Genomic DNA, 20779 nt, shown 5'->3' with positions numbered 1-20779 from the left:
GGACCACATGCGCCGGGTCATTTTTCCCGATTTTGCAGGAGGCTTCGATGTTGGACCAGACAAATCAGCTGCCGATGGGCGTCGGCGTGGGATATAAATCCAAGCACTTTTCGAACATTTCCGAGGGGGATCACCCGGTGAAATGGTTCGAAATCCATGCAGAAAACTACATGGGCGAAAAAGGCGCCGCGGGCGGACGTCCGATGGCACAGCTGCGCGCGCTGTCGGATCGCTTTCCCATTTCCGTGCATGGCGTGGGGCTTTCAATTGGCGGCGAGGGCCGCCTTGATCCGGATCACCTCGTGCGGCTGAGCCATCTCATCGACGAGATCAACCCCGCCTCCTTCTCCGAACATCTCGCCTGGTCGACGCACGACACAGGTTATTTCAACGACCTTCTGCCCCTCCCCTATACCGCCAAAACCCTCGCCCGTGTGTGCGACCACATTGACGAGGTGCAAAGCACTCTCGGACGACAGATGCTCTTGGAAAACCCGTCCTCCTATCTGGCTTTCGCCGAAAGCACTTATGGCGAGGTCGAGTTCCTGCGCGCTGTCGTCAAGCGCACCGGTTGCGGGCTTTTGCTTGATGTGAACAATGTTTTCGTCTCCGCCAACAACCTGCGGATCGACGCCTATGACTATATCGATGCCTTCCCGCATGAGGCCGTGGGGGAAATCCACCTTGGCGGTCACGATGAGGATCAGGACGAAGACGGCGCACCGCTGTTGATCGACAGCCACGGTCGCGAGGTCGCCGATCCGGTCTGGCATCTTTACACCTACGCTCTGGCCACTGGCGGGCCGAAGCCGACGCTCATCGAATGGGACACGGATGTGCCCGAGTGGGAGGTTCTGGCCTCTGAGGTCGCCCGTGCTGCGCTCCGTCTCGAACAGGTGCTGGTATGAAACAGCAGGACTTCATCAAAGCCGCACTTGCGCCCGAGGCCCCGATCCCGGCGGGTCTCATCACCCCGTCGGGCACCCCAGCCAAGCGGCGCTTCGACGTCTATCGCAACAACATCATCGTGGGCCTCAAAGAGGCCATCGCCGCCTCCTATCCGGCGGTGAAATCCCTCGTCGGAGACGCGTTTTTCGACGCGATGACGGGAGACTACGTCCGCGCGCACCCCCCCAAAACGCCAATCCTGCCTCTCTATGGGGCTGATTTTGCGGCGTTTATCGACAGCTTTGCCCCGGCCTCCCGCCTGCCCTATCTCGGCGATGTGGCACGTCTCGAATATGCGCTGCGCCAAAGTTATCACGCCGCAGACACGCGCCCTGTGCCTGCGGCGGAGTTCTCCGATCCCTTGTTGTTCACCCGCCAAGTGGTGCTCGCGCCGACCGTCATCTGGCTCGCAAGCGCCTATCCGGTCACCAAACTGCGCCGATTTGCCCTGGACGGCGACCGACCGTCGGGCGGGGCGGAGGACGTACTGATCACACGTCCGGGTTTCGACCCCGTCGCCACCGCCTTTCCGCCTGGCACCTGTGCCGTGCTTGACGCCTTGCGGGACGGTATGGCGCTCGCGAATGCCGCCGAACTTGCGCCCTCGGATCTCGACCTTTCGCAATTTCTCGGCACGCTTTTGAAAGGCGGCGCCATCATCGACATTCTGGAGAGGGATCACGATGTGTAACGATATGCTCTCGACCAAGCTGGCCCAAACCAACGCAGCGGCCATAAACGCCCTGCCCCTGCTGGCGCGTTTCACCTTTTCCGCCGTGCTCTTGCGCTATTTCTGGGCCTCGGCTCTGACCAAACTGGAGGGGCCGTTCACGCCGTCCTTCAACGCCTATGCCCAGATTTTTCCCCGCAAAATGGAAGCCGCAGGCTATGACATCTCTGGCTTTGGTTCATTTGAATGGCTGGTGATCATGGCGGGAACCTACGCCGAATTCCTCTTGCCCCTGCTGATTGTTCTAGGTCTCGCAACACGGCTCGCCGCTCTGGGCATGATCGGCTTTGTCCTCGTGCAAAGCCTCACCGATGTGATCGGGCATGGTCTCGACATGGCGACCATTGGCGCGCTGTTCGATCGGCATTCCGATGCGCTGATCTTTGACCAACGCGCGCTTTGGGGGATGGTCCTGCTCACGCTTGTCGGACTTGGTGGAGGTTGGGCCTCATTGGATCGGGTGATTTTCAATCGCCTGAATCCCAGTTAAAAATGCGCCTTGGCCTCGTCCGGTTTGCCCGCCGCCAGTGCCAGAAAACCGCCCAGGACGCAGAAGCCCAAGGGGAACATGGTAAAGACGTTGAAGCCAAAGCCGACGTAGATCAGGCCTGCCGCCGCCCACATCAACAGCCCACCCCAAAGGGCGCGGGCGTGGGCCATGGCGCCGCCTGCGATGGCGAGGAGCGGGGCCAGAAAGCTCGCCGCCCGGATCAGATCGACATTCGCCACCTGTTCGAACAGCCCCTCGACCTCGCCCCAACGATCAATCGCCTCGGTGTAGCCAAAGCTGAAAAAGCCGACAAACATGGCGAGCACGCCACCCAAAACCCCAAGCACCAGCGCCGCGTTGCGCATCACCGCTCTCCTTCTCTTGTCGCTGTCACATAGGCGTTCTTGCGGGCAGGTTAAAGAAGTGCCGCCTGCACATCCTTGCCCCAGCCGAGATAGAGCTCACCGTCTTTCTCGATCACCGGACGTTTCATGAGCGTCGGATGATCCGCCAAAAGATCGAGCGGTGGACGCGCCCGTTCTTCTTCCGACAGCCCGCGCCATGTGGTCGAGCGCGTGTTGACCAAAGCCTCGCCAAACTGGGCATAGAATCGCTCAAGCTGCTCTTTGGACAGGGATTCTGTGCGTATATCGGTCAACTCCACCCCCAGCGCTTTCACCGCTTTTCGGCAGGTGTCACAGGTCTTTATCCCATAAATCACGGTCATTTCGCTCTCCTCAATGGCAATTTTGGTGGCATTTTGCCCAAATTTCGGCACTTGGCCATGTGTTACGATTTTGTCGCTTGCCTTTATACGGATGTGTTGCACACTCGAAAGCGTGACTGCTGACTTTCGAACGACCGCTCCTTACGGGGCAGCAGGAAGACTTGGAAGACCTGGCTGCACCGGCCCGTCGCACGTTGCGGCGGATGAAACGATAAGGAGATACGGGGATATGCCCACTGGCACCGTGAAATGGTTCAACACCACCAAAGGCTACGGCTTTATTGCACCTGACGACGGCGGCAAGGATGTGTTCGTGCACATTTCTGCGGTCGAACGCGCTGGCATGACCGGCCTCGCAGACAACATGAAGATCGGCTACGAACTTCGTGAAGGCCGCGACGGACGCGCATCCGCCTCTGAACTTGTCGCGCTTTAAAGCTTTTCGATCTTGAAAGTCGGCGGTTCCGGGCGCAGTCTCGGGGCCGCTTTTCTTTTGGGAGACCCCGATGCCTTTGATCCTGACCTTCGGCGACAGCAACACCCACGGCGTTCAGCCGATGCGCACCCGCCCCACCGATCTTCCACGCCTCACCCGCCGCTGGCCTGTGGTGATGGCCGACGTGTTGGGTTGGAATGTGGTCGAAGAGGGTCTGCCGGGGCGTACTTTTGCTTTTCCCGATCCCGAAATGGGGCCGCATATGGACGGGCGGATCGGGCTGTTCACCGCGCTTGAAAGCCACGGGCCAATTGACGCGATGACGATCATGCTGGGCACCAACGATCTCAAGGCGCATTTCGAGGCCGCGCCCGAAGACATCGCCGCCGCCTGTGGCTTTCACCTCGACGTCGCATTGTCGGAAGAGATGCAGGCCCGTCACGGCGGGTTCGAACCCTTCCTCATCCTGCCGCCCCGGCCCCATGCGGCGGGCTGTTTGGCCGAGACCTATGTCGGCGCGGCGGACAAAGCCCAGGCGGTTCAGGACGCCATGCGTGCCGAGGCCGACGCCCGCGATGTCGCCGTCTTCGACGCCAATGAGGTGATTTCTGTCTCCGATCTGGACGGCGTGCATTTCGATGCTGCGGCCCATGAGGCTCTGGGGCAAGCCGTGGCCGGGTTTATCCTGTCGGAAATTGCCGAAGACTGAGGCTCAGCCCGCCGTCTCCGGGGCCTCTGTCGGTGCGAGATCTTCCCAATATTCACCCATGGCGACGATGCAGCTCCGCCCCTCGACATAGGTCTGCACAAGCGTCCAGTCGCCGGATTTTGGGTTGGTCCAAATCTCCATCACCGCCTCGGGGCCACGCAGGCCCGTGCCGGTTTTGACCGCGCCGAATTGGCGGGCGAGCTTGGCATGGATCTCCTGTTGCGGACCGCAGAGCACCTCTCCGATCAGGCTTTGCGCCTCGGCGCGCAGGCCAACCAGCGCCAAAACTGCGCCCATGCCGCTCAATAGAACTGTGTTTCGGATGCTCATGCACCCAATGTAACACAGAGATGACATTCACCCTAAGAAAACTCTGCACAAATGCAGGGCCGGTTTAGCTCCCGGACATGGAAATGCTGTCAGGCTGGTAATTCGGCGATTTCGGATCGGTCGTGTTCGCCACGGTCGGAGTGGAACTGCGCCGCACCACGGGCGCATCGCCATAGCCGGTCGCATTCGGCGTCCCGCAACAGATCACACCATTGTAGCGGATCGGCTGTGTCCCCGCCGGGCAGAAGTTATCCACTTGTTTTTCATAGGCAAAGAGTTTGACCGAGGGATCATAGGGCTGCGTCTCCGCGGCCAAAACCGGGCTTGCACCCAAGGTCACGATGAGGGCTGTGATGGCGGTCTTCAACATGGCTCAAACTCCTGAAATACTTGGGAGAAGGTTAGCTCAGGGGGCGATCTGCGGCAAGGCTTGGGTGGCGTCCTCCGACCATTGCTCACAAACCGCAAACAATCACGCCCGATTTGAGGTATTCACCGCACCCATTCCACAACCTCGCAGCGCGGCGCCTCTGTCCGTAGCACCATGCGGGAGACCTCGCGCCACTCTGCGGAATCGAATTCAGGGAACCATGTGTCCGCCCCTTCGACCTCCGTGTCCACCTCTGTGATCACGAGCCGGTCGGCCAGCGGCAGCATCGCCTTGTAAATCCCGAAACCGCCCATGGCGTAAAGGCGCGCACGACCTTCGGAGCTCGCAAAAGCGATTGCCTCTTCGACCGTCGCAAAGACATGATCGTGATCGACACCTTGCGAAGACACCACGATATTGAGGCGATTTTTCAAGGGCTTGAACGGCAAACTGTCCCAGGTGTGCCGCCCCATGATCACCGCGCCCCCCATGGTTTCGCGCATGAAGAATTTCATATCCTCGGGCGCCTCCCAAGGAATGGTGTTGTCCTTGCCAATGGCCCCGTTGCGGTCGCGGGCGGCGATAAGTGTGATCATCTGCGGCGCTCCTTACACGGCCACCGGCGCTTTGATCGCCGGGTCGGGGTCGTAGTCGAGAATCTCGATGTCCTCATATTTGAAATCAAAGAGGCTCTTTACATCGGGATTGAGACGCAGCTTCGGCAACGCCTTGGGCGTCCGCGAGAGTTGCAGCTCCACCTGCTCCATGTGGTTGGTGTAAATATGCGCATCGCCGATGGAATGCACGAAAGTGCCCGGCTCATAGCCCGTGACCTGCGCCAGCATGGCAAGCAAAAGCGCGTAGGAGGCAATGTTGAACGGCACGCCGAGGAACATATCGGCGGAGCGTTGGTAGAGCTGGAGATGCAGCTTACCGCCGAGAATTTTCACCTGCCACAGCGTGTGGCACGGCGGCAGCGCCATATTGTCCACCTCCGCCGGGTTCCAGGCGGAGACGATCAACCGGCGGGAATCGGGGGCATTTTTGATTGCGGCCAGAAGATTTTCGATCTGATCAATCGGCCCACGCTCATGCCCCGGCCATTTGCGCCATTGCGCACCGTAAACCGGCCCGAGATCGCCGTTCTCATCGGCCCATTCGTCCCAGATCGACACACCATTCTCTTTCAGGTAGCGAATATTGGTGTCGCCGGAAAGAAACCACAGCAATTCATGGATGATCGAGCGCAGATGCAGCTTTTTCGTGGTCACCATCGGAAAGCCATCGGCCAGATCGTACCGCGCCTGAAGCCCGAAATAGGAGCGCGTCCCCGTGCCCGTCCGGTCGGTGGTGTCGACCCCATGGGCCAGAATGGTTTTGAGCTGGTCGTGGTATTGCTGCACGCTTCGATCCCCAAGATATAGTGGTTCCTCCCCTTATACAAAGAGGCGACAGGGATTCGCAAAGAGACATATCCGTCTGAGCTGGATTTCATCCCGCAAAGGGCTAGAGTTCAGGTCAGAGACAGACAGGAGGAAGCCGCATGCGCTATCTGCACACGATGGTCCGGGTGAAGGATCTGGAGAAAACCATAGCGTTTTTCGAGCTTTTGGGGCTCAAGGAAACCAAACGCATCGACCATGAAGGCGGGCGGTTTTCGCTGGTTTTCATGGCACCCGAGGGCCAGCCGGAATGTCCGGTCGAACTGACCTACAACTGGGACGGCGACGAGGGGCTACCGTCGGACAGTCGGCATTTCGGGCATCTGGCCTATGAGGTCGAGGATATCTACGCACTCTGCCAAAAGCTGATGGACGCTGGCGTGGTGATCAACCGCCCGCCGCGCGACGGGCATATGGCGTTCGTGCGCTCGCCGGACAATGTCTCGATTGAGCTGTTGCAAAAAGGCGAAAGCCTTGCCCCCGCAGAGCCTTGGGCCTCGATGGAAAACACCGGGCACTGGTGAAACTGGCCGCAGCATCAAAAGCGAAACGCCTCCCGCATCCGGGAGGCGTTTTTCATCGCGAAGCCAGGTAAATATCTTAGTAAATGTAGCGAATCTGATCCGCCCAATAGCGCTCAACCCGGCGCAGCGCGGTATTGATGTCCTCGATCCCCTCGGAGGAAATCACACCTTTGCCCTGAAGCCCCTCGGCATGACGGGAGAACAATTCGGCGACGGTGACGCGCACATGGTTGCCCTTATCGGTCAGCTTGACGCGCACGGAGCGACGGTCAATCTCGCAACGCTGATGGTGCATATAGCCCATATCGACGAGCTTCTTGAGATTATAGGACACATTCGAGCCCTGATAATAGCCGCGGGATTTCAGTTCGCCCGCCGTCACCTCATTCTCACCCACGTTGAACAGCAAAAGCGCCTGAACCGCGTTGATTTCGAGAATGCCGACCCGTTCGAATTCATCCTTGATCACATCGAGAAGCAGACGATGAAGTCGCTCCACAAGGGACAATGCCTCAAGATATTGAGACATGAAGGGCGTCTCGCTCGGTTTTACAAATACTGAATGCATGCTCATCTGTCACTCCGCCAATGGCTGTATCAGAGAGCAAATTGACCGCAATTTCCCAAAATTCAGTTAAACAAATGAGATTTTTGCAATCGAGGCAAATTGATCGAAAAATTGCCTGACCAGAGCGCGCGCTTTGGCAAGGGTTTGGTAACCTTTAAAGGCGTCTCAGCCCTTCACGCCCCAGGACGCGTGATCCGCATCGGCGATCAGCTTGTCGAGCATCGGCTTCAAATGCGTCGGAACGGGTTTCAGCCCCGTCGCATAGGACAAGAGATCCTGATCGTGCTCATCCATCAGCTGTTCGAACTCATCGAGCTGCGCCTCATCCATCGAGGCGAGATGCGCATCGGCATAGCCGCCAATCAACAGATCCATTTCCTTGATCCCACGCCGCCAGGCACGGATTTTCAGACGCTTGCGGCGAATGTCGATGGTCTCGGTCATGGCGGGCTCCTTCGGATCATGGGGGATCAAGGGGCTTTTTGCACCCATCGCCCGATTATCGCAAGGGACGTCTTGGCGCGGGACGGTTTTTGACGTTATCACTACGACGATCTAACGCAAATGGACTCATGCCATGCCCTTTCTTTCCGAGACTCTCTCCCGTGTGAAACCCTCCCCCACCATCGCCGTCACCAATAAGGCGCGCGAGTTGAAAGACGCGGGCAAGGATGTGATCGGGCTGGGCGCAGGCGAGCCGGATTTCGACACGCCCGCCAACATCAAGGCCGCGGGCATCCGCGCCATCGAAGAGGGCAAGACGAAATACACCGCTGTCGACGGCGTGCCGGAACTGAAAGCCGCGATCTGTGCCAAGTTCAAACGCGACAACAATCTCGATTACACGCCCGCGCAGGTCTCCGTCTCGGGCGGCGGCAAACAGGTGCTGTTCAACGCGCTGGTGGCGACGCTGAACCCCGGCGATGAGGTCATCATCCCGGCGCCCTATTGGGTGTCCTACCCGGATATGGTTTTGCTTGCGGGTGGCACGCCGGTGGCGATCGAAGGCAAGCTGGAGAATGCCTTCAAGATCACGGCGGAGCAGCTTGACGCCGCCATCACGCCGAAGACCAAATGGTTCATCTTCAACTCGCCGTCCAACCCGACGGGCGCCGGCTATTCGAAAGCGGAGTTGAAGGCGCTGACAGAGGTCTTGATGAAACACCCGCATGTCTGGGTGATGTCGGACGATATGTATGAACACCTCGCTTTTGACGGTTTCGAATTCTGCACCCCGGCTGAGATCGAGCCGGGTCTCTATGAACGCACGCTCACCGTGAACGGCGTGTCCAAAGCCTATGCGATGACCGGCTGGCGGATCGGCTATGCGGCAGGTCCCGTCGAGTTGATCGCCGCGATGCGCAAGGTGCAGTCGCAATCGACCTCGAACCCCTGTTCGATCTCGCAATATGCCACTGTCGAGGCCCTGAACGGCCCACAGGATTTCATCGCGTTGAACAACGAAGCCTTCGTGCGTCGCCGCAATCTGGTGGTCGAGATGCTGAACGCTGCAGAGGGCATCACCTGCCCGACGCCCGAAGGGGCGTTTTACGTCTACCCGGACATCTCCGGCTGTCTCGGCAAGACCTCCGCAGGTGGTGCAAAAATCGAGAATGACGAAGAGTTCGCCACGGCTCTCTTGGAAGAAAACGGCGTGGCCGTGGTCTTCGGCGCGGCCTTTGGCCTGTCGCCGAACTTCCGCGTCTCCTATGCGACCTCGGACGAGGCCCTCAAGGAAGCCTGCACCCGCATTCAGGCCTTTTGCAAAGGGCTGACATGACCGAGGTGATCACGGCCAACTTGCCTTCGCGCGATTTCGACAAGACCGAGGCGTTCTACACCCGCCTCGGCTTTGAGACGCGGTTCAGGACTGAGGGCTGGATGATCATGGGCTTTGGCGACACGCAGGTGGAGTTCTTTCCGCACCTGGAGCTGGACCCGAAAACCAGCTGGTTCTCCGCCTGCCTGCGCTCAGACACGATCGAAACGCTGCACGCGCAATTTTCCAAGGTCGGTCTGCCCAAGGATCAGACTGCCACGCCACGCCTCACCGAGATTTTCAAACTCGACAACGCCCCGCGCATGTTCGCCCTCGTCGATGAGGACGGCTCGCTCTGGCGCGTTCTGGATGAAACGGACCTTACCGCATGAGCGTCGATCTTCCCGAATATTACTTCCGTGTCCGTGAGAACGGCGCCTTCGTGTTCCGCGTGGACACGGAAAACCGGCAGCGTCGGATCGAGATGGATCAAATCGCGGTGGTGAACGTCAAAAACGGGGACATCAAACCGCATGGCGGGCGCGAGTTGACGCCCGGAGATTTGAAAGTCATCGAAGACTGGATGGCCGAACGCGTGGCTTTGCTCGCCCAGCGCGACATCGACGACATCCACCGCGCTGTGGATTACCTGAACCTGACGACGCATTGGGCGCAGACGCGGGCCACGGACGAGCAGCTGGACAATGTCACAGACGCGCTTTTGCTGGCGATGCACGACCTGCGCACCGTTCTTGTGCGCAAGAAAGCCGACCGTTTGCTGGGGAAGGACTGAGACCTCAGCGCGCCCGCGAAATATGGGATTTCTTTGCCCAGAACCGATAGCTCATCGTCACCCAGGCGGTGGTGAGCCCGAAAACAAATCCCATCCACACCCCGGTCGCCCCCCAGTCGAGCACAAAGCCGAACAAGTAGGAGGCGGGAAGGCCAAGGATCCAATAGCTGACAGCCGCAAGCCACATCGGAACGCCGGTGTCATGCAGCCCGCGCAGCAGGGACAGGGACATCACCTGCCCGCCATCGGAAAATTGCATCAGCGCCGCGAACATCATGAGCGTCACCCCAATGGCGATCACCTGATCGCGCGCCGGCTCGTCGGGGGCAATGAACAGGCCAAGCAGCGGTTCGGAGAACAGCAGAAAGATGGTCGAGGATATCGCAGCCATGCCGACAGACAGGGCGACGGCGACGAACGCCCCCTTGCGCAGATCCGCCTCATCGCCCCGCCCCAGGGCATTGCCCACCCGGATCGTGGCCGCTTGTGACAGACCGATCTGGGTCATGAAGGCAATCGCCGCCAGTTGAAGCGCGATCCCGTGGGCCGCGAGTGTCGCCGTGCCGATCCAGCCCATCATGAGCGCTGCGGCATTGAACAGGCCCACTTCGGCCAAAGATGTGATGCCAATCGGCACCCCCATTTTGAACACGGTGGCGAACATCGCCCAATCGGGCTTGAACGGATTGCGGAACAGATCGTTCTCCGGCGTGGCGCGGACAGCGTAGAGCGCAAGCACCCCAAGCATGACGGAACTGACAATCAGCGACGCAATGGCCGATCCGAGAACGCCCAGCTCCGGCGCCCCGAAATTGCCGAAAATCAGCAGGTAGTTCAGACCCGCGTTCAGGACCACCGCGCCGATCACCGCGAAAAGCACCACGCGGGTGCGTTCGAGCGCGGAGAAATAGCTTCGGAAGACGGCGACGATCAACGCGGGGATCATCTCGATCCCGGCGACGGCCAGATAGGGACGTGCCTGGGCGGCGATATGCGGCTGTTGGCCAAGCGCCACGAGAATGTCGTCTGAAAAGCCAAAGATCGGATAGATCAGCACGGCGGCCATCACCGACAGCCAAATCGCCATCCGCGTCGCACGGCGCACCGTTGTGCTGTCGCCCTGCCCTGAGGCGGTGGCGACCAGAGGCATCACCGCAAAGGCAAAGCCCGCCAGTAGAATAAAGAGGATGAACCAGAATCCGGAGGCCAGAACGAGGGCGGCCAGCTCATCGAGCCCGTACCAGCCCATCATGATCACATCGGTCATATGGACCGCGAATTGCGCGATCTGACTGCCCGCCAAAGGCAGCCCCAGCACGAGAACCTGTTTGGCGTGCTCAAGATATGTGCGTTCCATCGTCATGGCACGGCCTATAGGCGGGATTTTTCAAACCGCCTAGTCAAAATTTATGCATCCCCCCATCAGCATTCGTGAAGAGGGGATTTCCGCTCATATCTTATGGGCTTACCCGGCGTTTAGCGACGCCGCGCCGGACGCAAGAGCCCAACGTCATAGCCATTCCACTCAAGGATACCCTCGACCGCCAGTTTGCGATCCGGCGGCAGGCTCAGGTCCCGCGACAACACATGCGCAGGGCCGGACGGGGAGCCGATCACCGCCGTGTGGTATTCCGCATCGACCCAAAGCACCCAGATCTCGTCACCTTTGAAGGCATAGCGCCCCGGCCCCACTTTGCGCGCCAAGCCGCTCTTGGGTTGGCCATCGGCACAGGGGCCTTCGGTCACCATCAGGTCGCCAGATTTCTGCGCGGTAAAGGTCACCGCCCCGATGACACAGGATTTGCCCTCCGGCACGAAGGCCGCAACCTCATACCAGCGCCCGGAAAACCGCACCGGATCGAGCGCCGCGATAGAGGACATCGAGGCCCCCGCATCGCGCGTGACAGGCCCCGAGGCCTCTGGCGCCATGCAGCCCGACACGAGGGCCAAAGACAAAGCCGCGATCAATCCACGCATAGGCTCACCCGACGCCCTTCGGCGTCCAGCATCTCGTTACATCCGAAAAGCGGCGAGATCGGCGCACAGCTTTGCGAGCGGGCAAGACAGGCCCCCGTCGAGCAATCCGTCGACTTGGTGCACCTTTGCCCCGCATCTTTCGGCGTCTCGAAACAGGTCATGAAGCCGCCAAGCCCGCCGGGCTGAAACGTGCCTCCTCGCGCTTCGCAAGCCGTCTTCTGGGTTTCGACCGCAGTCGGATCGAAGCCCTCAAGCCCATAGCCGGGAGAGGTCTCAGTTTCCTCGCCCTGACAGGCCGCAAGGCTCACACAGACCAAAAGGCCACACAAAACTCGGCGCATCACGAAAGCTCCTCAGAACGGCATCGCATGCAGTTTGTGCAGCTTTTCGATCTCTTTCAACAGATCTTCGGACAAGGTCACATCGCGGGCGTCGAGAGATTTTTCCAACTGATCGACAGATGTCGCGCCGATGATCGGCATACAGTCAAAGGGTCGCGTCAGCGTCCAGGCCACCGCCATCGTCGTCGGATCGACCCCATTCTGCGCCGCCAGCGCCACATAGGCCCGTTCGGCGGGCCATGTGCGTTCGGCGACGCGCCCCCCGAGATCGCCGTTGAGGTCCAGGCGCGAGCCTTTCGGCACCACCGTGCCGCCCTCGTATTTGCCGGTCAAAAGCCCGGCGGCAAGCGGCGAATAGGCCAAAAGCGTGACATCCTCATGCACCGCCAGCTCCGCCAGATCGGTGTCATAGAGACGGCACATCATGGAATATTCATTCTGGATCGACTGCATCCGCGGTGCGCCCATCTCATCGGCCAGCTTGAGCCACATGGCCATACCCCAGGCGCTTTCGTTCGAGGTGCCGAATTCGCGCACCTTGCCTGCCTTTTGCAACCGCGCCATCTCGTCGAGCACGCCGCGCATGTTGTCCTCGATCTCGGCCTTCGAGGGCTGTTTCGCCGGGTTGAAATGCCAGTTCTGGCGGAAGGCATAGGAGCCACGATTGGGCCAATGGAATTGAAAAAGATCGACATAATCGGTCTTCAACCGCTTGAGACTCGCGTCCAGCCGCGCCTCAAGGTTCGAGGCCAGAATGCCCTCTTCGTTGATGTTCCCCGGCCCCGCGATTTTCGACGCGATCACCCAATCCTCGCGCCCGCCACGTGCCGCGAAATATTGTCCGATGATCTCTTCGGTATCGCCCGCCGTCTCTTTGCGCACCGGGTTCACCGGGTACATTTCGGCGGTGTCGATGAAATTGACGCCAACCTCTTTGGCGCGATCGATTTGGGCGTGACCTTCGGCTTCGGTGTTTTGGCTGCCCCAGGTCATGGAGCCGAGGCAAATCTCAGACACCAAGAGGTCACTGCGACCAATTTTGCGCATTTTCATGAAAGGATCCTGTCTCTTTGTGAGTTGCGCCTAAATTAGCTTTGCCGCGCCGTAGAGCAACCCCGATGGCACAGGTTTTTCCGCACAGCCGGGGCCTCAGTCGGTCAGGAAACCCTATGCCCTCTGGCCCTTTGCCCATAAGCGCGATAGGAAAGCCTCAAGACATATGCAATCGACCGGACCACTCTCCTCATGGCACGCACGCTCATCACCTCCGCCCTGCCCTATATCAACGGCATCAAGCACCTCGGCAATCTCGTCGGCTCGCAGTTGCCCGCCGATCTCTATGCCCGCTACCGTCGGGCGCGCGGCGATGAGGTTTTGTTTCTCTGCGCCACCGACGAACATGGCACCCCCGCCGAGATTGCGGCGCAAAAGGCGGGCAAGCCGGTCGCGGAATATTGCACCGAGCTGCATGACATTCAGGCCGAGATTGCCGCCGGGTTCCGCCTGTCCTTTGACCATTTCGGGCGCTCCTCGTCGCAGCCGAACCATGCGTTGACCCAGCACCTCGCGACCAAGCTTTACGAGGCCGGTCTGATCGAAGTCGTGGAAGAGACACAGATTTATTCGGAAACCGACGGGCGCTTCCTGCCGGACCGCTATATCGAGGGCACCTGCCCGAACTGCGGTTACGATTCCGCGCGGGGCGATCAGTGCGACAATTGCACGAAACAACTCGACCCGACCGATCTCATCGAGCCGCATTCAACGATCTCGGGCGCGACCGATCTGGAACAGCGCGTCACCAAACATCTTTACCTAAAGCAATCAAACATGCGCGATGCGCTCAACGCGTGGATCGACAGCAAGGCGGACTGGCCGGTTTTGACCACCTCGATTGCCAAGAAATGGCTCAACGACGGCGACGGGTTGCAAGACCGGGGCATCACCCGGGACCTGAGCTGGGGCGTGCCGGTACAATTCGAGGGCGCGCCTTGGGAGGGCATGGACGGCAAGGTGTTCTATGTCTGGTTCGACGCCCCCATCGAATACATCGCCTGTGGCGCCGAATGGGCCGCAAAACAGGGGCTGGACGATGAAGCATGGGAGCGTTGGTGGCGCACGGACAAAGGCGCGGACGATGTTCGATATGTGCAATTCATGGGCAAGGACAACGTGCCCTTCCACACCCTCTCCTTCCCGGTCACCATGCTGGGTGCGGGCGAGCCGTGGAAGATGGTCGATTACATCAAGAGCTTCAACTATCTGAACTATGACGGCGGGCAATTCTCCACCTCGCGCGGGCGTGGCGTCTTCATGGATCAAGCGCTTTCGATCCTGCCGGCGGACTACTGGCGCTGGTGGCTTCTGTCGCACGCCCCGGAAAGCTCAGATTCCGAGTTCACGTGGGAAAACTTCCAGCAATCCGTGAACAAAGACCTCGCGGACGTGTTGGGCAACTTCGTCTCCCGCATCACCAAATTCTGCCGTTCGAAATTCTCCGAGGCCGTGCCCGAAGGCGGCGAATACGGCGAACAGGAACAGGCGCTCATCGCGGATTTGACCGCAAAAGTCGCCGAATATCAAAGCCATATGGACGCCATCGACGTGCGCAAGGGCGCCAATGCTCTGCGTGCCATCTGGGTCGCGGGCAACGAGTACCTGCAATCCGTGGCGCCGTGGTCCACCTTCAAGGAAGACCCGGAGAAGGCGGCGGCGCAGGTGCGTCTGGGCCTCAACCTGATCGGTCTTTACGCGCGCCTCTCCGCGCCCTTCATCCCGGATACGGCGGGCAAGCTGCAAACCGCTCTGGCCCTGCCGGATCTCGATTGGCCGGAAGATGTGGCGGGCGCACTCGACGCGTTGAAACCGGGCCATGGCTTCACCGTGCCGGACAATCTGTTCGCCAAGATCGCCGACGAGCAGCGCGAAGACTGGCAAGAGAAATTCGCTGGCACCCGGAGCTGACAGAGAAAGCCCGTTTGTTCGATATGTGAAAGGACAGCGGATGACGTTTGACGACATGGATGTGGCGATTTTTTCCTACAATCGTCCGGCCTATCTGAAAAACTGCCTCGCCTCTGCGCAGCAAAACCTGCCAGGGGCGCGCATCCGGGTTTTCGACGACAATTCAGACGACCCGGAGCTCGTCGCCTTTCTCAAGACCCTGCCGCCCGAAATGCTCGTCCAGCCCACGACGGACAGCGGCGACAGCCGTCACGGCGGCCTCTATCCGAATATGCAACACGCGCTGGACACGGCAGAGCGGCCCTATCTGCTCATGCTGCAAGACGACACGCAGGTGGTGCGCCCGCTGGATCAAAGCGATCTTGACGCCATCGACGCCGCTTTTGCCGCCGATCAGAGCCGCGCGTTTCTCGCCGTGACCTTCCTGCGCGGCGCCCGGATAAAGCGCTACAAACGTCTGCTCGCGCCAAGCCCGGACCGGCTCTATGACACGCCGTTCTCTCCCGACCAGACGGGGTACGCGGAGCGGATCGCCTATTTCGACATTTCGCTTTGGCATGTGGACCGCCTGCGCGCGGCGCAGTGGCAAATGCAGCCCTCAGAGCATGGAAATGTCCTGCAAGCGCGCCGGACGTTTTCCTCCATGCCGCATCTTGCCGCGCCCTTCGTGTTTCATGTCCCCGAAGTGCCGGTCTATCGCCACAGGCAACAAACCCTCGCCGCCCGGCTGGCCCGTCGAGTTGTCGGCACCGAGCCGAAACGCTTTGTTCCGATGACGCCCGACGCATGTCAGCGCCTGACAACGCGCGATCTGTCAATCTGGCCCATCGCAGAAGATTTCCTGAGCACCGTTGACCCGAAAGTGCGCCGACCCTTTGTCTATAAGGATGTGAAACGGCACTGGTGGCTGGCGGCCCTCAGCAAGGCGGAATTCAAGCTCCGCCACCGGTGAGGCCGACCACCGGCTGCGGCATATTTTTAGACATTCGCTATCTTCTCTGAGAGCCTTTGGTACCCGCGGCCGGACTCGAACCGGCACGGCCAGTTACGGCCTAAGGATTTTAAGTCCTCTGTGTCTACCATTCCACCACGCGGGCCTGTTTCTCATCCGATGCGCCCAGGACGCAGCAGGAAACATGTCGGAGCAGACAGTTACAGGATGTCACGCGGGTTACAAGTCGATTTCCATCCAGACTGCCGCGTCGGGCTCACTCGCTGTTCTGCGCCACGCGCCGCGCACCTAGGCGGCTCAGCGTGCGGTCAAAGGCCACGCCGACGGGGGTCGGCTGTAAGGTGTTGGAGACCAAATTGATCTGCGGTTTGGCCCCACCATAAGGATAAGGATTGGCCGCGAACCAGGCGTGGCGCTCGACGAAGGGCAGACGTTCCATCATCAAAATCGCGGATTCAGCAAAGGCGGCGTTTTGGGCGTAACTGACCCCACGCACGTTTTGCCAATCGATAAAGGCAAATTCCGTGACCCAGATCGGGCGTTTGTATTCGGCGTGCACCCTGCGCAGCCAGTTTTCAAAGTCTTTCACATTGCCATTGGTCGAATAGTAATGCACCGCCATGAAATCGACGCGCAGGCCTTTGGCCTCGGCCTGGGCCATGAACCGCCCCTGCCACGAGGATTTCCCGAGCGTCTGGCCTTGGGTCACCGCCGGGCTACCAAGGCGCAGACCGCGGGCTTCGAGTTTCGGCCACAGCGCGACAGCCTGTTCGACGGAGAGATTGCTGCCCTCGCTTTTGCGCGAATCCGGTTCATTGAAGGCCAAGAGCGCCCGCACCGGCAGGTCGGAGACGATTTTCTTGGTCACATCAGAGGCGTCGCGGATCATCGGCACGAATTCGACCGAGCGCCGCGACCGGCTTTGTGTCCACATCTGCGTCGGGCGCCACGTGTAATACCAGTCGAGCGCAGGCGCCTCTTCGATCCAGCGCAACATGGAATTGCTGGAGTTTTCCCAAGCACCGACCCCGGCCTTATCCGCGAAAACACCTGTGGGCATGAGCACAAGAGCCGCCAATATGAAGAGATTGCGCATCGAAGCCTCGTCGTTTTTTGCAAGGCTATAAAGGGCCAGCGTCCTCAGTGCGGCGAAAATGTGGCAATGCGCGGACATTTGGCGCGATCTTGCCTTGATGCGCGGCAAAGCGGGCGGGCGTTTGCCGAACTCGAAAAACATCACCTTGCCGTGCCTTTGCAGATGCGGCATAGAGTTTCACTTGACCTCTCGCCACAGACGCCCACATTGGCGATATGTTCCCGATCCGCGATCATAACCCGTCCCGCCGCCCCGCTTTTGTCACCTATGCGTTGATCGCGGTGAACATCGCGGTGTTCATGGCCATGCTGCCCAGCTACGGCCACGAGCGCGCGCTGTTGCAGATCTATTCGGACTGGGCGCTCTTGCCCGCGCGGATCAGCCATGGCGACGGCTATTATACGTTTTTCACCTCCATGTTCATGCATGGCGGCATCCTGCATATCGCGGGTAACATGTTGTTTTTGTGGATTTTTGGCGACAATCTCGAAGATGAGATGGGACATCTGCGCTATCTCGGGTTCTACCTGATCTGCGGCATCGCGGCGGGTCTCGCGCAATATCTGGCCGATCCCGGCTCGCGCGTGCCCATGGTGGGTGCTTCGGGCGCGATCGCAGGCGTCATGGGCGGCTACCTTTTGTTGTTCCCCAAGGCGCGCGTCGATGTCCTGTTCATTTTCATCATCTTTTTCAAAGTCTTCCCGATGCCCGCCTGGATCATGCTGGGGCTTTGGTTCGGCTTGCAGATTTTCGCGGAAATGGGATCGACCGGCGCAGGTGGCGTCGCGCATCTGGCGCATATCGGCGGCTTCATCGCCGGAGTGGTCGTCACCTACCCGATGTGGACACGGCTGGGTGGCACGGCATTTTGGTCACGCACGCGCGGTCATCCGAGCCATGCCGAAGCCCGCTATCGCTTTACAGAAAGCTCGGTTCCGGTCGTCCGCAGACGCCGGTGACTGGTCTTGAGAGATCAGAAAAAGAGGGGTGTTTCAGCCGCCATCCATGCCGCTGATGTAACGCTCGACATCGAGGTTTTCGATTTCCGTGGTCACATTCGTCGTCATGGAATAGGCGCCGCCCCAAATCACATTCAGCAATGCGATACAAAGACCCACAGCGGCAGAGGTGAGCACGACCCAATCCACCGTCACCGCGCCGTCCTCTGCGGTCCGAAACTTGCGCCAAGAGATTTTCATCGCGTCCATCACATTACATCCCTCCGATAACAGCTTCATCTATCTGCGCCAAAAGCGCCGAAACTGAGGCGAAATGCGTACAAATGAAAGGTGAGGACAGAAAACGCCGCCCGAAGGCGGCGCGTCTCATGAGATGTTTGTCAGCCCGTCAGAGGCGTCTCAGGCGGAACGGATCACATTCGCGAAACGCTCGAACAGCCCCTCGTTGCCACAGATCACTTCGCCGCTGTCGACCGGATTGTCCTCCGGGTGAAGCGCCTCGACGAAACCGCCGGCCTCTTTCACCAAAAGCACGCCCGCGGCCATATCCCAGGCATTGAGGCGGCGTTCCCAGAACCCGTCGTAGCGCCCCGCCGCCACATAAGCGAGATCGAGCGCGGCAGAGCCCCAGCGGCGCACACCGGCGGTGGCGGGCAAAAGCCGCGCCAGATCGCGCAGCGTCTCCGGCAGGTCGGCACGACCGCCAAACGGCAGGCCGGTGGCAAAGATCGACTCGATCATCTTGGTGCGACCGGACACACGAATGCGCGTGTCGTTCATCCAGGCGCCATTGCCTTTTTCGGCCCAGAACAGCTCGCCCTTGGCCGGATCGAAGACCACACCGGAAACGATCTCGCCCTTATGCTCCAACGCAATGGACACCGCCCAATGCGGCAGGCCGTGCAGGAAGTTCGTCGTGCCATCGAGCGGATCGACGATCCAGCGGCGCGTCGGGTCCTTGCCCTCGACGGATTTGCTCTCTTCGCCGGTCCAACCGTAGTTGGGGCGCGCTTCCATCAGCATATCGCGGATGATCTCTTCGGCGCGGATGTCGGCCTTGGACACAAAGTCGCCAGCACCTTTCGAAGACACCTGAAGGTTCTCGACCTCGCGGAAGTCTTTCACCAGCGAACGGCCTGCGGCGCGCGCAGCTTTGATCATGACGTTGAGATTGGCACTGCCTTGCATGGGTCGCTCCGGGGCGTAGATGGGTAAGATGTTCAGACGGGGCGTATACGCCGCCAAACCCTGTCTGCCAAGGGTTTGCGGGCAAAGAAATCAATCAAACGTCGCGAAACCATGTTATCGTGACCCTTCGCACTTAAAGAGCTATCCCTCGGAGTTTCACCATGTCCTATTTCCAGATCGCGGTCATCCCCGTGCCCACGGCCCATCGCGACCAATATAAATCCGTGGCCGAAACCATGGCGCCGCTGTTCATGGAATACGGTGCGCTGCAACTGTTCGAAGGCTGGGGCAGCATGGTGCCGCCGGGTGAGGTGACCTCCCTGCCCCTGGCAGTTCAACTGAAGGAGGATGAGACCGTCGTCGTGTCCTTCATCGAATGGCCCGATGAGGCGAAAGCCATGGCCTGTATGAAAGCGATGGAAACCGACCCGCGTTTCGCTGAGATGGGCGCGGACATGCCCTTTGACGGCAAACGCATGATTTTCGGCACCTTTGAGACGATGCTGAAACGCTGATTAAGCGCCTCTGAGTTTCATCGCCTCGGCCTTCGCGATGCGCAGCACATCGGTCATATAGGGTTTTTCCAGATCGGTGTCGCGCACGGCGGCATACATCGTGCGCTTGACCCCTTTGGCGGTCAGCGGGCGCACGGCGTAATCCGGCATGTTGCGAATGTCGCGCATCACCCAATCGGGCAACACCGCCACGCCGCGCCCAGCGGCCACGAGCATCAGGATGACATCCGTCAGCTCGACCTTACGCTGTTGCAACGGCTCGACCCCCGCCGGGATCAGCAAATCCTTGAACACATCGAGCCGCGTGCGGTCCATTGGATAGGTGATCAGGGTCTGATCGCGGAAATCCTCTGCCTCGACATAGGCTTTCTGCGTCAGCGGCGATTTCGACGACATGGCACACATCGGCGCGTAATCGAACAGCGGCACAAAGGTGATGCCGTGGATGTTCTCCGGGTCCGACGAGATGACGAAATCCACCTCCTCGCGCTCCAGCGCCGGCAGCGCTCCGAAGGCGAGGCGTTGACGGATGTCGATATCGACCTCGGGCCAGGCCTCGCGGAATTGATGCAGCACCGGAAAGAGCCAGTCGAAACAGGCGTGGCATTCCATCGCGATGTGAAGCCGCCCCAAGGTGCCTGCCTCGATGCCGCGAAACTCGTCTTCGAGCGCTTCGACCTTGGGCAACACATCTTCGGCCAAGGCCAATAGCCGCATCCCCGCCGCCGAGAGCTTGAGCGGTTTCGAGCGGCGCACGAACAATTCCACCCCCGCCTGATCCTCCAGCCCCTTGACCTGGTGGCTCAGCGCAGATTGCGTGATGTTGAGCCGCTCGGCGGCGCGCGCCAAACCGCCCTCCTGATAGATGGCCTTGATCGTCCGCAGATGGCGAAATTCGAGATGCATCTTGAGTAACGCTCATGTTGTTCTTGAGAATTATGAATTTGTCTCACATGCCGAG

The 20779-nt window shown here is 59.8% G+C and carries 29 protein-coding genes and 1 tRNA gene; 13 read left to right on the top strand and 17 right to left on the bottom strand.

Annotation, left to right across the window (positions count from 1 at the left end):
- Window positions 1–47 precede the first annotated feature (47 nt).
- From HCZ23_RS11975 to HCZ23_RS11965, 3 genes are read left to right on the top strand one after another with little or no spacing between them, the layout of a single operon-like run.
- Window positions 48–908: a DUF692 domain-containing protein gene (locus HCZ23_RS11975; protein WP_167601967.1), complete on the top strand. Its 861-nt coding sequence runs from the start codon at window positions 48–50 to the stop codon at window positions 906–908.
- Complete coding sequence (locus tag HCZ23_RS11970; RefSeq protein WP_167601966.1) at window positions 905–1639, top strand: DUF2063 domain-containing protein; 735 nt, start codon at window positions 905–907, stop codon at window positions 1637–1639. Before HCZ23_RS11975 ends, HCZ23_RS11970 begins: the two co-directional genes overlap by 4 nt.
- Window positions 1632–2168 (top strand): DoxX family membrane protein, encoded by a 537-nt coding sequence (locus tag HCZ23_RS11965; protein WP_167601965.1) that lies wholly within the window; start codon window positions 1632–1634, stop codon window positions 2166–2168. Before HCZ23_RS11970 ends, HCZ23_RS11965 begins: the two co-directional genes overlap by 8 nt.
- On the opposite strand, the gene HCZ23_RS11960 is transcribed toward HCZ23_RS11965, so the two are convergent.
- Window positions 2165–2533, bottom strand: a complete 369-nt coding sequence (locus HCZ23_RS11960; RefSeq protein WP_167601964.1) for a hypothetical protein — start codon at window positions 2531–2533, stop codon at window positions 2165–2167. The genes HCZ23_RS11965 and HCZ23_RS11960 overlap by 4 nt on opposite strands.
- A gap of 50 nt (window positions 2534–2583) precedes the next feature.
- Window positions 2584–2895 carry an arsenate reductase family protein gene (locus HCZ23_RS11955; protein WP_167601963.1) on the bottom strand — a complete coding sequence of 104 codons (312 nt, stop codon included), beginning with the start codon at window positions 2893–2895 and terminating at the stop codon, window positions 2584–2586.
- 229 nt (window positions 2896–3124) lie between these two features.
- Here HCZ23_RS11955 and HCZ23_RS11950 point away from each other — a divergent pair, with 229 nt between their 5' ends.
- Complete coding sequence (locus HCZ23_RS11950; protein WP_167601962.1) at window positions 3125–3331, top strand: cold-shock protein; 207 nt, start codon at window positions 3125–3127, stop codon at window positions 3329–3331.
- Window positions 3332–3401: 70 nt separating this feature from the next.
- Window positions 3402–4040: a GDSL-type esterase/lipase family protein gene (locus tag HCZ23_RS11945; RefSeq protein WP_167601961.1), complete on the top strand. Its 639-nt coding sequence runs from the start codon at window positions 3402–3404 to the stop codon at window positions 4038–4040.
- Between the two features lie 3 nt (window positions 4041–4043).
- Here HCZ23_RS11945 and HCZ23_RS11940 read toward each other — a convergent pair whose 3' ends face one another.
- The 4 genes from HCZ23_RS11940 to HCZ23_RS11925 form a co-directional block, all read right to left on the bottom strand.
- Entirely contained in the window at window positions 4044–4337 is a 294-nt protein-coding gene (locus HCZ23_RS11940; protein WP_167601960.1) for a hypothetical protein, read from the bottom strand.
- A gap of 97 nt (window positions 4338–4434) precedes the next feature.
- Window positions 4435–4740, bottom strand: a complete 306-nt coding sequence (locus HCZ23_RS11935) for a hypothetical protein (protein ID WP_167601959.1) — start codon at window positions 4738–4740, stop codon at window positions 4435–4437.
- 122 nt (window positions 4741–4862) lie between these two features.
- Window positions 4863–5336 (bottom strand): dihydrofolate reductase, encoded by a 474-nt coding sequence (locus tag HCZ23_RS11930; RefSeq protein ID WP_167601958.1) that lies wholly within the window; start codon window positions 5334–5336, stop codon window positions 4863–4865.
- Between the two features lie 12 nt (window positions 5337–5348).
- Window positions 5349–6143: a thymidylate synthase gene (locus HCZ23_RS11925; protein ID WP_167601957.1), complete on the bottom strand. Its 795-nt coding sequence runs from the start codon at window positions 6141–6143 to the stop codon at window positions 5349–5351.
- Between the two features lie 140 nt (window positions 6144–6283).
- On the opposite strand from HCZ23_RS11925, the gene HCZ23_RS11920 reads away from it, so the two are divergent.
- Window positions 6284–6706: a VOC family protein gene (locus tag HCZ23_RS11920; protein ID WP_167601956.1), complete on the top strand. Its 423-nt coding sequence runs from the start codon at window positions 6284–6286 to the stop codon at window positions 6704–6706.
- A gap of 76 nt (window positions 6707–6782) precedes the next feature.
- On the opposite strand, the gene HCZ23_RS11915 is transcribed toward HCZ23_RS11920, so the two are convergent.
- Together HCZ23_RS11915 and HCZ23_RS11910 are read right to left on the bottom strand one after the other, a co-directional pair.
- Window positions 6783–7280, bottom strand: a complete 498-nt coding sequence (locus tag HCZ23_RS11915; RefSeq protein ID WP_175580902.1) for a MarR family winged helix-turn-helix transcriptional regulator — start codon at window positions 7278–7280, stop codon at window positions 6783–6785.
- A 159-nt stretch (window positions 7281–7439) separates the two neighbouring features.
- Window positions 7440–7718 carry a succinate dehydrogenase assembly factor 2 gene (locus HCZ23_RS11910; protein ID WP_167601955.1) on the bottom strand — a complete coding sequence of 93 codons (279 nt, stop codon included), beginning with the start codon at window positions 7716–7718 and terminating at the stop codon, window positions 7440–7442.
- A gap of 133 nt (window positions 7719–7851) precedes the next feature.
- On the opposite strand from HCZ23_RS11910, the gene HCZ23_RS11905 reads away from it, so the two are divergent.
- The 3 genes from HCZ23_RS11905 to HCZ23_RS11895 are packed head-to-tail and all read left to right on the top strand — an operon-like array spanning window position 7852 to window position 9826.
- Window positions 7852–9054 (top strand): pyridoxal phosphate-dependent aminotransferase, encoded by a 1203-nt coding sequence (locus tag HCZ23_RS11905; RefSeq protein ID WP_167601954.1) that lies wholly within the window; start codon window positions 7852–7854, stop codon window positions 9052–9054.
- Entirely contained in the window at window positions 9051–9425 is a 375-nt protein-coding gene (locus HCZ23_RS11900; protein WP_217703188.1) for a bleomycin resistance protein, read from the top strand. The genes HCZ23_RS11905 and HCZ23_RS11900 overlap by 4 nt, the downstream gene beginning before the upstream one ends.
- A complete protein-coding gene (locus HCZ23_RS11895) occupies window positions 9422–9826 on the top strand; it encodes a hypothetical protein (protein WP_167601953.1) in 405 nt (134 codons plus the stop codon). The genes HCZ23_RS11900 and HCZ23_RS11895 overlap by 4 nt, the downstream gene beginning before the upstream one ends.
- A gap of 4 nt (window positions 9827–9830) precedes the next feature.
- On the opposite strand, the gene HCZ23_RS11890 is transcribed toward HCZ23_RS11895, so the two are convergent.
- From HCZ23_RS11890 to HCZ23_RS11875, 4 genes are all read right to left on the bottom strand, one after another.
- Complete coding sequence (locus HCZ23_RS11890) at window positions 9831–11189, bottom strand: MATE family efflux transporter (RefSeq protein ID WP_167601952.1); 1359 nt, start codon at window positions 11187–11189, stop codon at window positions 9831–9833.
- 113 nt (window positions 11190–11302) lie between these two features.
- Window positions 11303–11803: a lipocalin family protein gene (locus HCZ23_RS11885; RefSeq protein WP_167601951.1), complete on the bottom strand. Its 501-nt coding sequence runs from the start codon at window positions 11801–11803 to the stop codon at window positions 11303–11305.
- Window positions 11791–12144: a hypothetical protein gene (locus tag HCZ23_RS11880; RefSeq protein WP_167601950.1), complete on the bottom strand. Its 354-nt coding sequence runs from the start codon at window positions 12142–12144 to the stop codon at window positions 11791–11793. Before HCZ23_RS11880 ends, HCZ23_RS11885 begins: the two co-directional genes overlap by 13 nt.
- Before the next feature lie 12 nt (window positions 12145–12156).
- Window positions 12157–13197, bottom strand: a complete 1041-nt coding sequence (locus HCZ23_RS11875) for an aldo/keto reductase (protein ID WP_167601949.1) — start codon at window positions 13195–13197, stop codon at window positions 12157–12159.
- A 192-nt stretch (window positions 13198–13389) separates the two neighbouring features.
- On the opposite strand from HCZ23_RS11875, the gene metG reads away from it, so the two are divergent.
- Both metG and HCZ23_RS11865 read left to right on the top strand, forming a co-directional pair.
- Window positions 13390–15108 carry a methionine--tRNA ligase gene (metG, locus tag HCZ23_RS11870; RefSeq protein WP_167601948.1) on the top strand — a complete coding sequence of 573 codons (1719 nt, stop codon included), beginning with the start codon at window positions 13390–13392 and terminating at the stop codon, window positions 15106–15108.
- A gap of 40 nt (window positions 15109–15148) precedes the next feature.
- Complete coding sequence (locus tag HCZ23_RS11865; RefSeq protein WP_167601947.1) at window positions 15149–16060, top strand: glycosyltransferase; 912 nt, start codon at window positions 15149–15151, stop codon at window positions 16058–16060.
- Between the two features lie 57 nt (window positions 16061–16117).
- On the opposite strand, the gene HCZ23_RS11860 is transcribed toward HCZ23_RS11865, so the two are convergent.
- Window positions 16118–16205: transfer RNA gene (locus HCZ23_RS11860), tRNA-Leu, on the bottom strand.
- A gap of 111 nt (window positions 16206–16316) precedes the next feature.
- A complete protein-coding gene (locus tag HCZ23_RS11855) occupies window positions 16317–17156 on the bottom strand; it encodes a glycosyl hydrolase (RefSeq protein ID WP_254870272.1) in 840 nt (279 codons plus the stop codon).
- A 215-nt stretch (window positions 17157–17371) separates the two neighbouring features.
- Between HCZ23_RS11855 and HCZ23_RS11850 the strand changes: the two genes are divergently transcribed.
- Window positions 17372–18115, top strand: a complete 744-nt coding sequence (locus tag HCZ23_RS11850; protein WP_167601946.1) for a rhomboid family intramembrane serine protease — start codon at window positions 17372–17374, stop codon at window positions 18113–18115.
- Window positions 18116–18148: 33 nt separating this feature from the next.
- Here the strand turns inward: HCZ23_RS11850 and HCZ23_RS11845 are convergent, their stop codons facing one another.
- Together HCZ23_RS11845 and HCZ23_RS11840 are read right to left on the bottom strand one after the other, a co-directional pair.
- Window positions 18149–18364, bottom strand: coding sequence for a hypothetical protein (locus HCZ23_RS11845; RefSeq protein WP_368487350.1), 216 nt, complete (start codon window positions 18362–18364; stop codon window positions 18149–18151).
- Window positions 18365–18514: 150 nt separating this feature from the next.
- Window positions 18515–19303, bottom strand: a complete 789-nt coding sequence (locus HCZ23_RS11840) for an inositol monophosphatase family protein (RefSeq protein WP_167601945.1) — start codon at window positions 19301–19303, stop codon at window positions 18515–18517.
- Window positions 19304–19464: 161 nt separating this feature from the next.
- Between HCZ23_RS11840 and HCZ23_RS11835 the strand changes: the two genes are divergently transcribed.
- Window positions 19465–19818, top strand: a complete 354-nt coding sequence (locus HCZ23_RS11835; RefSeq protein WP_167601944.1) for a DUF1428 domain-containing protein — start codon at window positions 19465–19467, stop codon at window positions 19816–19818.
- Here the strand turns inward: HCZ23_RS11835 and HCZ23_RS11830 are convergent, their stop codons facing one another.
- Window positions 19819–20724: a LysR family transcriptional regulator gene (locus HCZ23_RS11830; protein ID WP_167601943.1), complete on the bottom strand. Its 906-nt coding sequence runs from the start codon at window positions 20722–20724 to the stop codon at window positions 19819–19821.
- Window positions 20725–20779 lie beyond the last annotated feature (55 nt).

The sequence above is a fragment of the Celeribacter sp. HF31 genome (assembly GCF_011806455.1).
Lineage (GTDB): Bacteria > Pseudomonadota > Alphaproteobacteria > Rhodobacterales > Rhodobacteraceae > Celeribacter.
Note: the sequence above shows the minus strand (reverse complement) of the source record. Positions and strands in the feature narration are given on the sequence as shown.

What these genes read in the sequence shown, in the direction of transcription:
- HCZ23_RS11975 (WP_167601967.1), top strand. Translation starts at nt 48, where the DNA reads ATGTTGGACCAGACAAATCAGCTGCCGATGGGCGTCGGCGTGGGATAT.
- HCZ23_RS11970 (WP_167601966.1), top strand. Translation starts at nt 905, where the DNA reads ATGAAACAGCAGGACTTCATCAAAGCCGCACTTGCGCCCGAGGCCCCG.
- HCZ23_RS11965 (WP_167601965.1), top strand. Translation starts at nt 1,632, where the DNA reads ATGTGTAACGATATGCTCTCGACCAAGCTGGCCCAAACCAACGCAGCG.
- HCZ23_RS11960 (WP_167601964.1), bottom strand. Translation starts at nt 2,533, where the DNA reads ATGCGCAACGCGGCGCTGGTGCTTGGGGTTTTGGGTGGCGTGCTCGCC.
- HCZ23_RS11955 (WP_167601963.1), bottom strand. Translation starts at nt 2,895, where the DNA reads ATGACCGTGATTTATGGGATAAAGACCTGTGACACCTGCCGAAAAGCG.
- HCZ23_RS11950 (WP_167601962.1), top strand. Translation starts at nt 3,125, where the DNA reads ATGCCCACTGGCACCGTGAAATGGTTCAACACCACCAAAGGCTACGGC.
- HCZ23_RS11945 (WP_167601961.1), top strand. Translation starts at nt 3,402, where the DNA reads ATGCCTTTGATCCTGACCTTCGGCGACAGCAACACCCACGGCGTTCAG.
- HCZ23_RS11940 (WP_167601960.1), bottom strand. Translation starts at nt 4,337, where the DNA reads ATGGGCGCAGTTTTGGCGCTGGTTGGCCTGCGCGCCGAGGCGCAAAGC.
- HCZ23_RS11935 (WP_167601959.1), bottom strand. Translation starts at nt 4,740, where the DNA reads ATGTTGAAGACCGCCATCACAGCCCTCATCGTGACCTTGGGTGCAAGC.
- HCZ23_RS11930 (WP_167601958.1), bottom strand. Translation starts at nt 5,336, where the DNA reads ATGATCACACTTATCGCCGCCCGCGACCGCAACGGGGCCATTGGCAAG.
- HCZ23_RS11920 (WP_167601956.1), top strand. Translation starts at nt 6,284, where the DNA reads ATGCGCTATCTGCACACGATGGTCCGGGTGAAGGATCTGGAGAAAACC.
- HCZ23_RS11915 (WP_175580902.1), bottom strand. Translation starts at nt 7,280, where the DNA reads ATGAGCATGCATTCAGTATTTGTAAAACCGAGCGAGACGCCCTTCATG.
- HCZ23_RS11910 (WP_167601955.1), bottom strand. Translation starts at nt 7,718, where the DNA reads ATGACCGAGACCATCGACATTCGCCGCAAGCGTCTGAAAATCCGTGCC.
- HCZ23_RS11905 (WP_167601954.1), top strand. Translation starts at nt 7,852, where the DNA reads ATGCCCTTTCTTTCCGAGACTCTCTCCCGTGTGAAACCCTCCCCCACC.
- HCZ23_RS11900 (WP_217703188.1), top strand. Translation starts at nt 9,051, where the DNA reads ATGACCGAGGTGATCACGGCCAACTTGCCTTCGCGCGATTTCGACAAG.
- HCZ23_RS11895 (WP_167601953.1), top strand. Translation starts at nt 9,422, where the DNA reads ATGAGCGTCGATCTTCCCGAATATTACTTCCGTGTCCGTGAGAACGGC.
- HCZ23_RS11890 (WP_167601952.1), bottom strand. Translation starts at nt 11,189, where the DNA reads ATGACGATGGAACGCACATATCTTGAGCACGCCAAACAGGTTCTCGTG.
- HCZ23_RS11885 (WP_167601951.1), bottom strand. Translation starts at nt 11,803, where the DNA reads ATGCGTGGATTGATCGCGGCTTTGTCTTTGGCCCTCGTGTCGGGCTGC.
- HCZ23_RS11880 (WP_167601950.1), bottom strand. Translation starts at nt 12,144, where the DNA reads ATGCGCCGAGTTTTGTGTGGCCTTTTGGTCTGTGTGAGCCTTGCGGCC.
- HCZ23_RS11875 (WP_167601949.1), bottom strand. Translation starts at nt 13,197, where the DNA reads ATGAAAATGCGCAAAATTGGTCGCAGTGACCTCTTGGTGTCTGAGATT.
- metG (WP_167601948.1), top strand. Translation starts at nt 13,390, where the DNA reads ATGGCACGCACGCTCATCACCTCCGCCCTGCCCTATATCAACGGCATC.
- HCZ23_RS11865 (WP_167601947.1), top strand. Translation starts at nt 15,149, where the DNA reads ATGACGTTTGACGACATGGATGTGGCGATTTTTTCCTACAATCGTCCG.
- HCZ23_RS11855 (WP_254870272.1), bottom strand. Translation starts at nt 17,156, where the DNA reads ATGCGCAATCTCTTCATATTGGCGGCTCTTGTGCTCATGCCCACAGGT.
- HCZ23_RS11850 (WP_167601946.1), top strand. Translation starts at nt 17,372, where the DNA reads ATGTTCCCGATCCGCGATCATAACCCGTCCCGCCGCCCCGCTTTTGTC.
- HCZ23_RS11845 (WP_368487350.1), bottom strand. Translation starts at nt 18,364, where the DNA reads ATGGACGCGATGAAAATCTCTTGGCGCAAGTTTCGGACCGCAGAGGAC.
- HCZ23_RS11840 (WP_167601945.1), bottom strand. Translation starts at nt 19,303, where the DNA reads ATGCAAGGCAGTGCCAATCTCAACGTCATGATCAAAGCTGCGCGCGCC.
- HCZ23_RS11835 (WP_167601944.1), top strand. Translation starts at nt 19,465, where the DNA reads ATGTCCTATTTCCAGATCGCGGTCATCCCCGTGCCCACGGCCCATCGC.
- HCZ23_RS11830 (WP_167601943.1), bottom strand. Translation starts at nt 20,724, where the DNA reads ATGCATCTCGAATTTCGCCATCTGCGGACGATCAAGGCCATCTATCAG.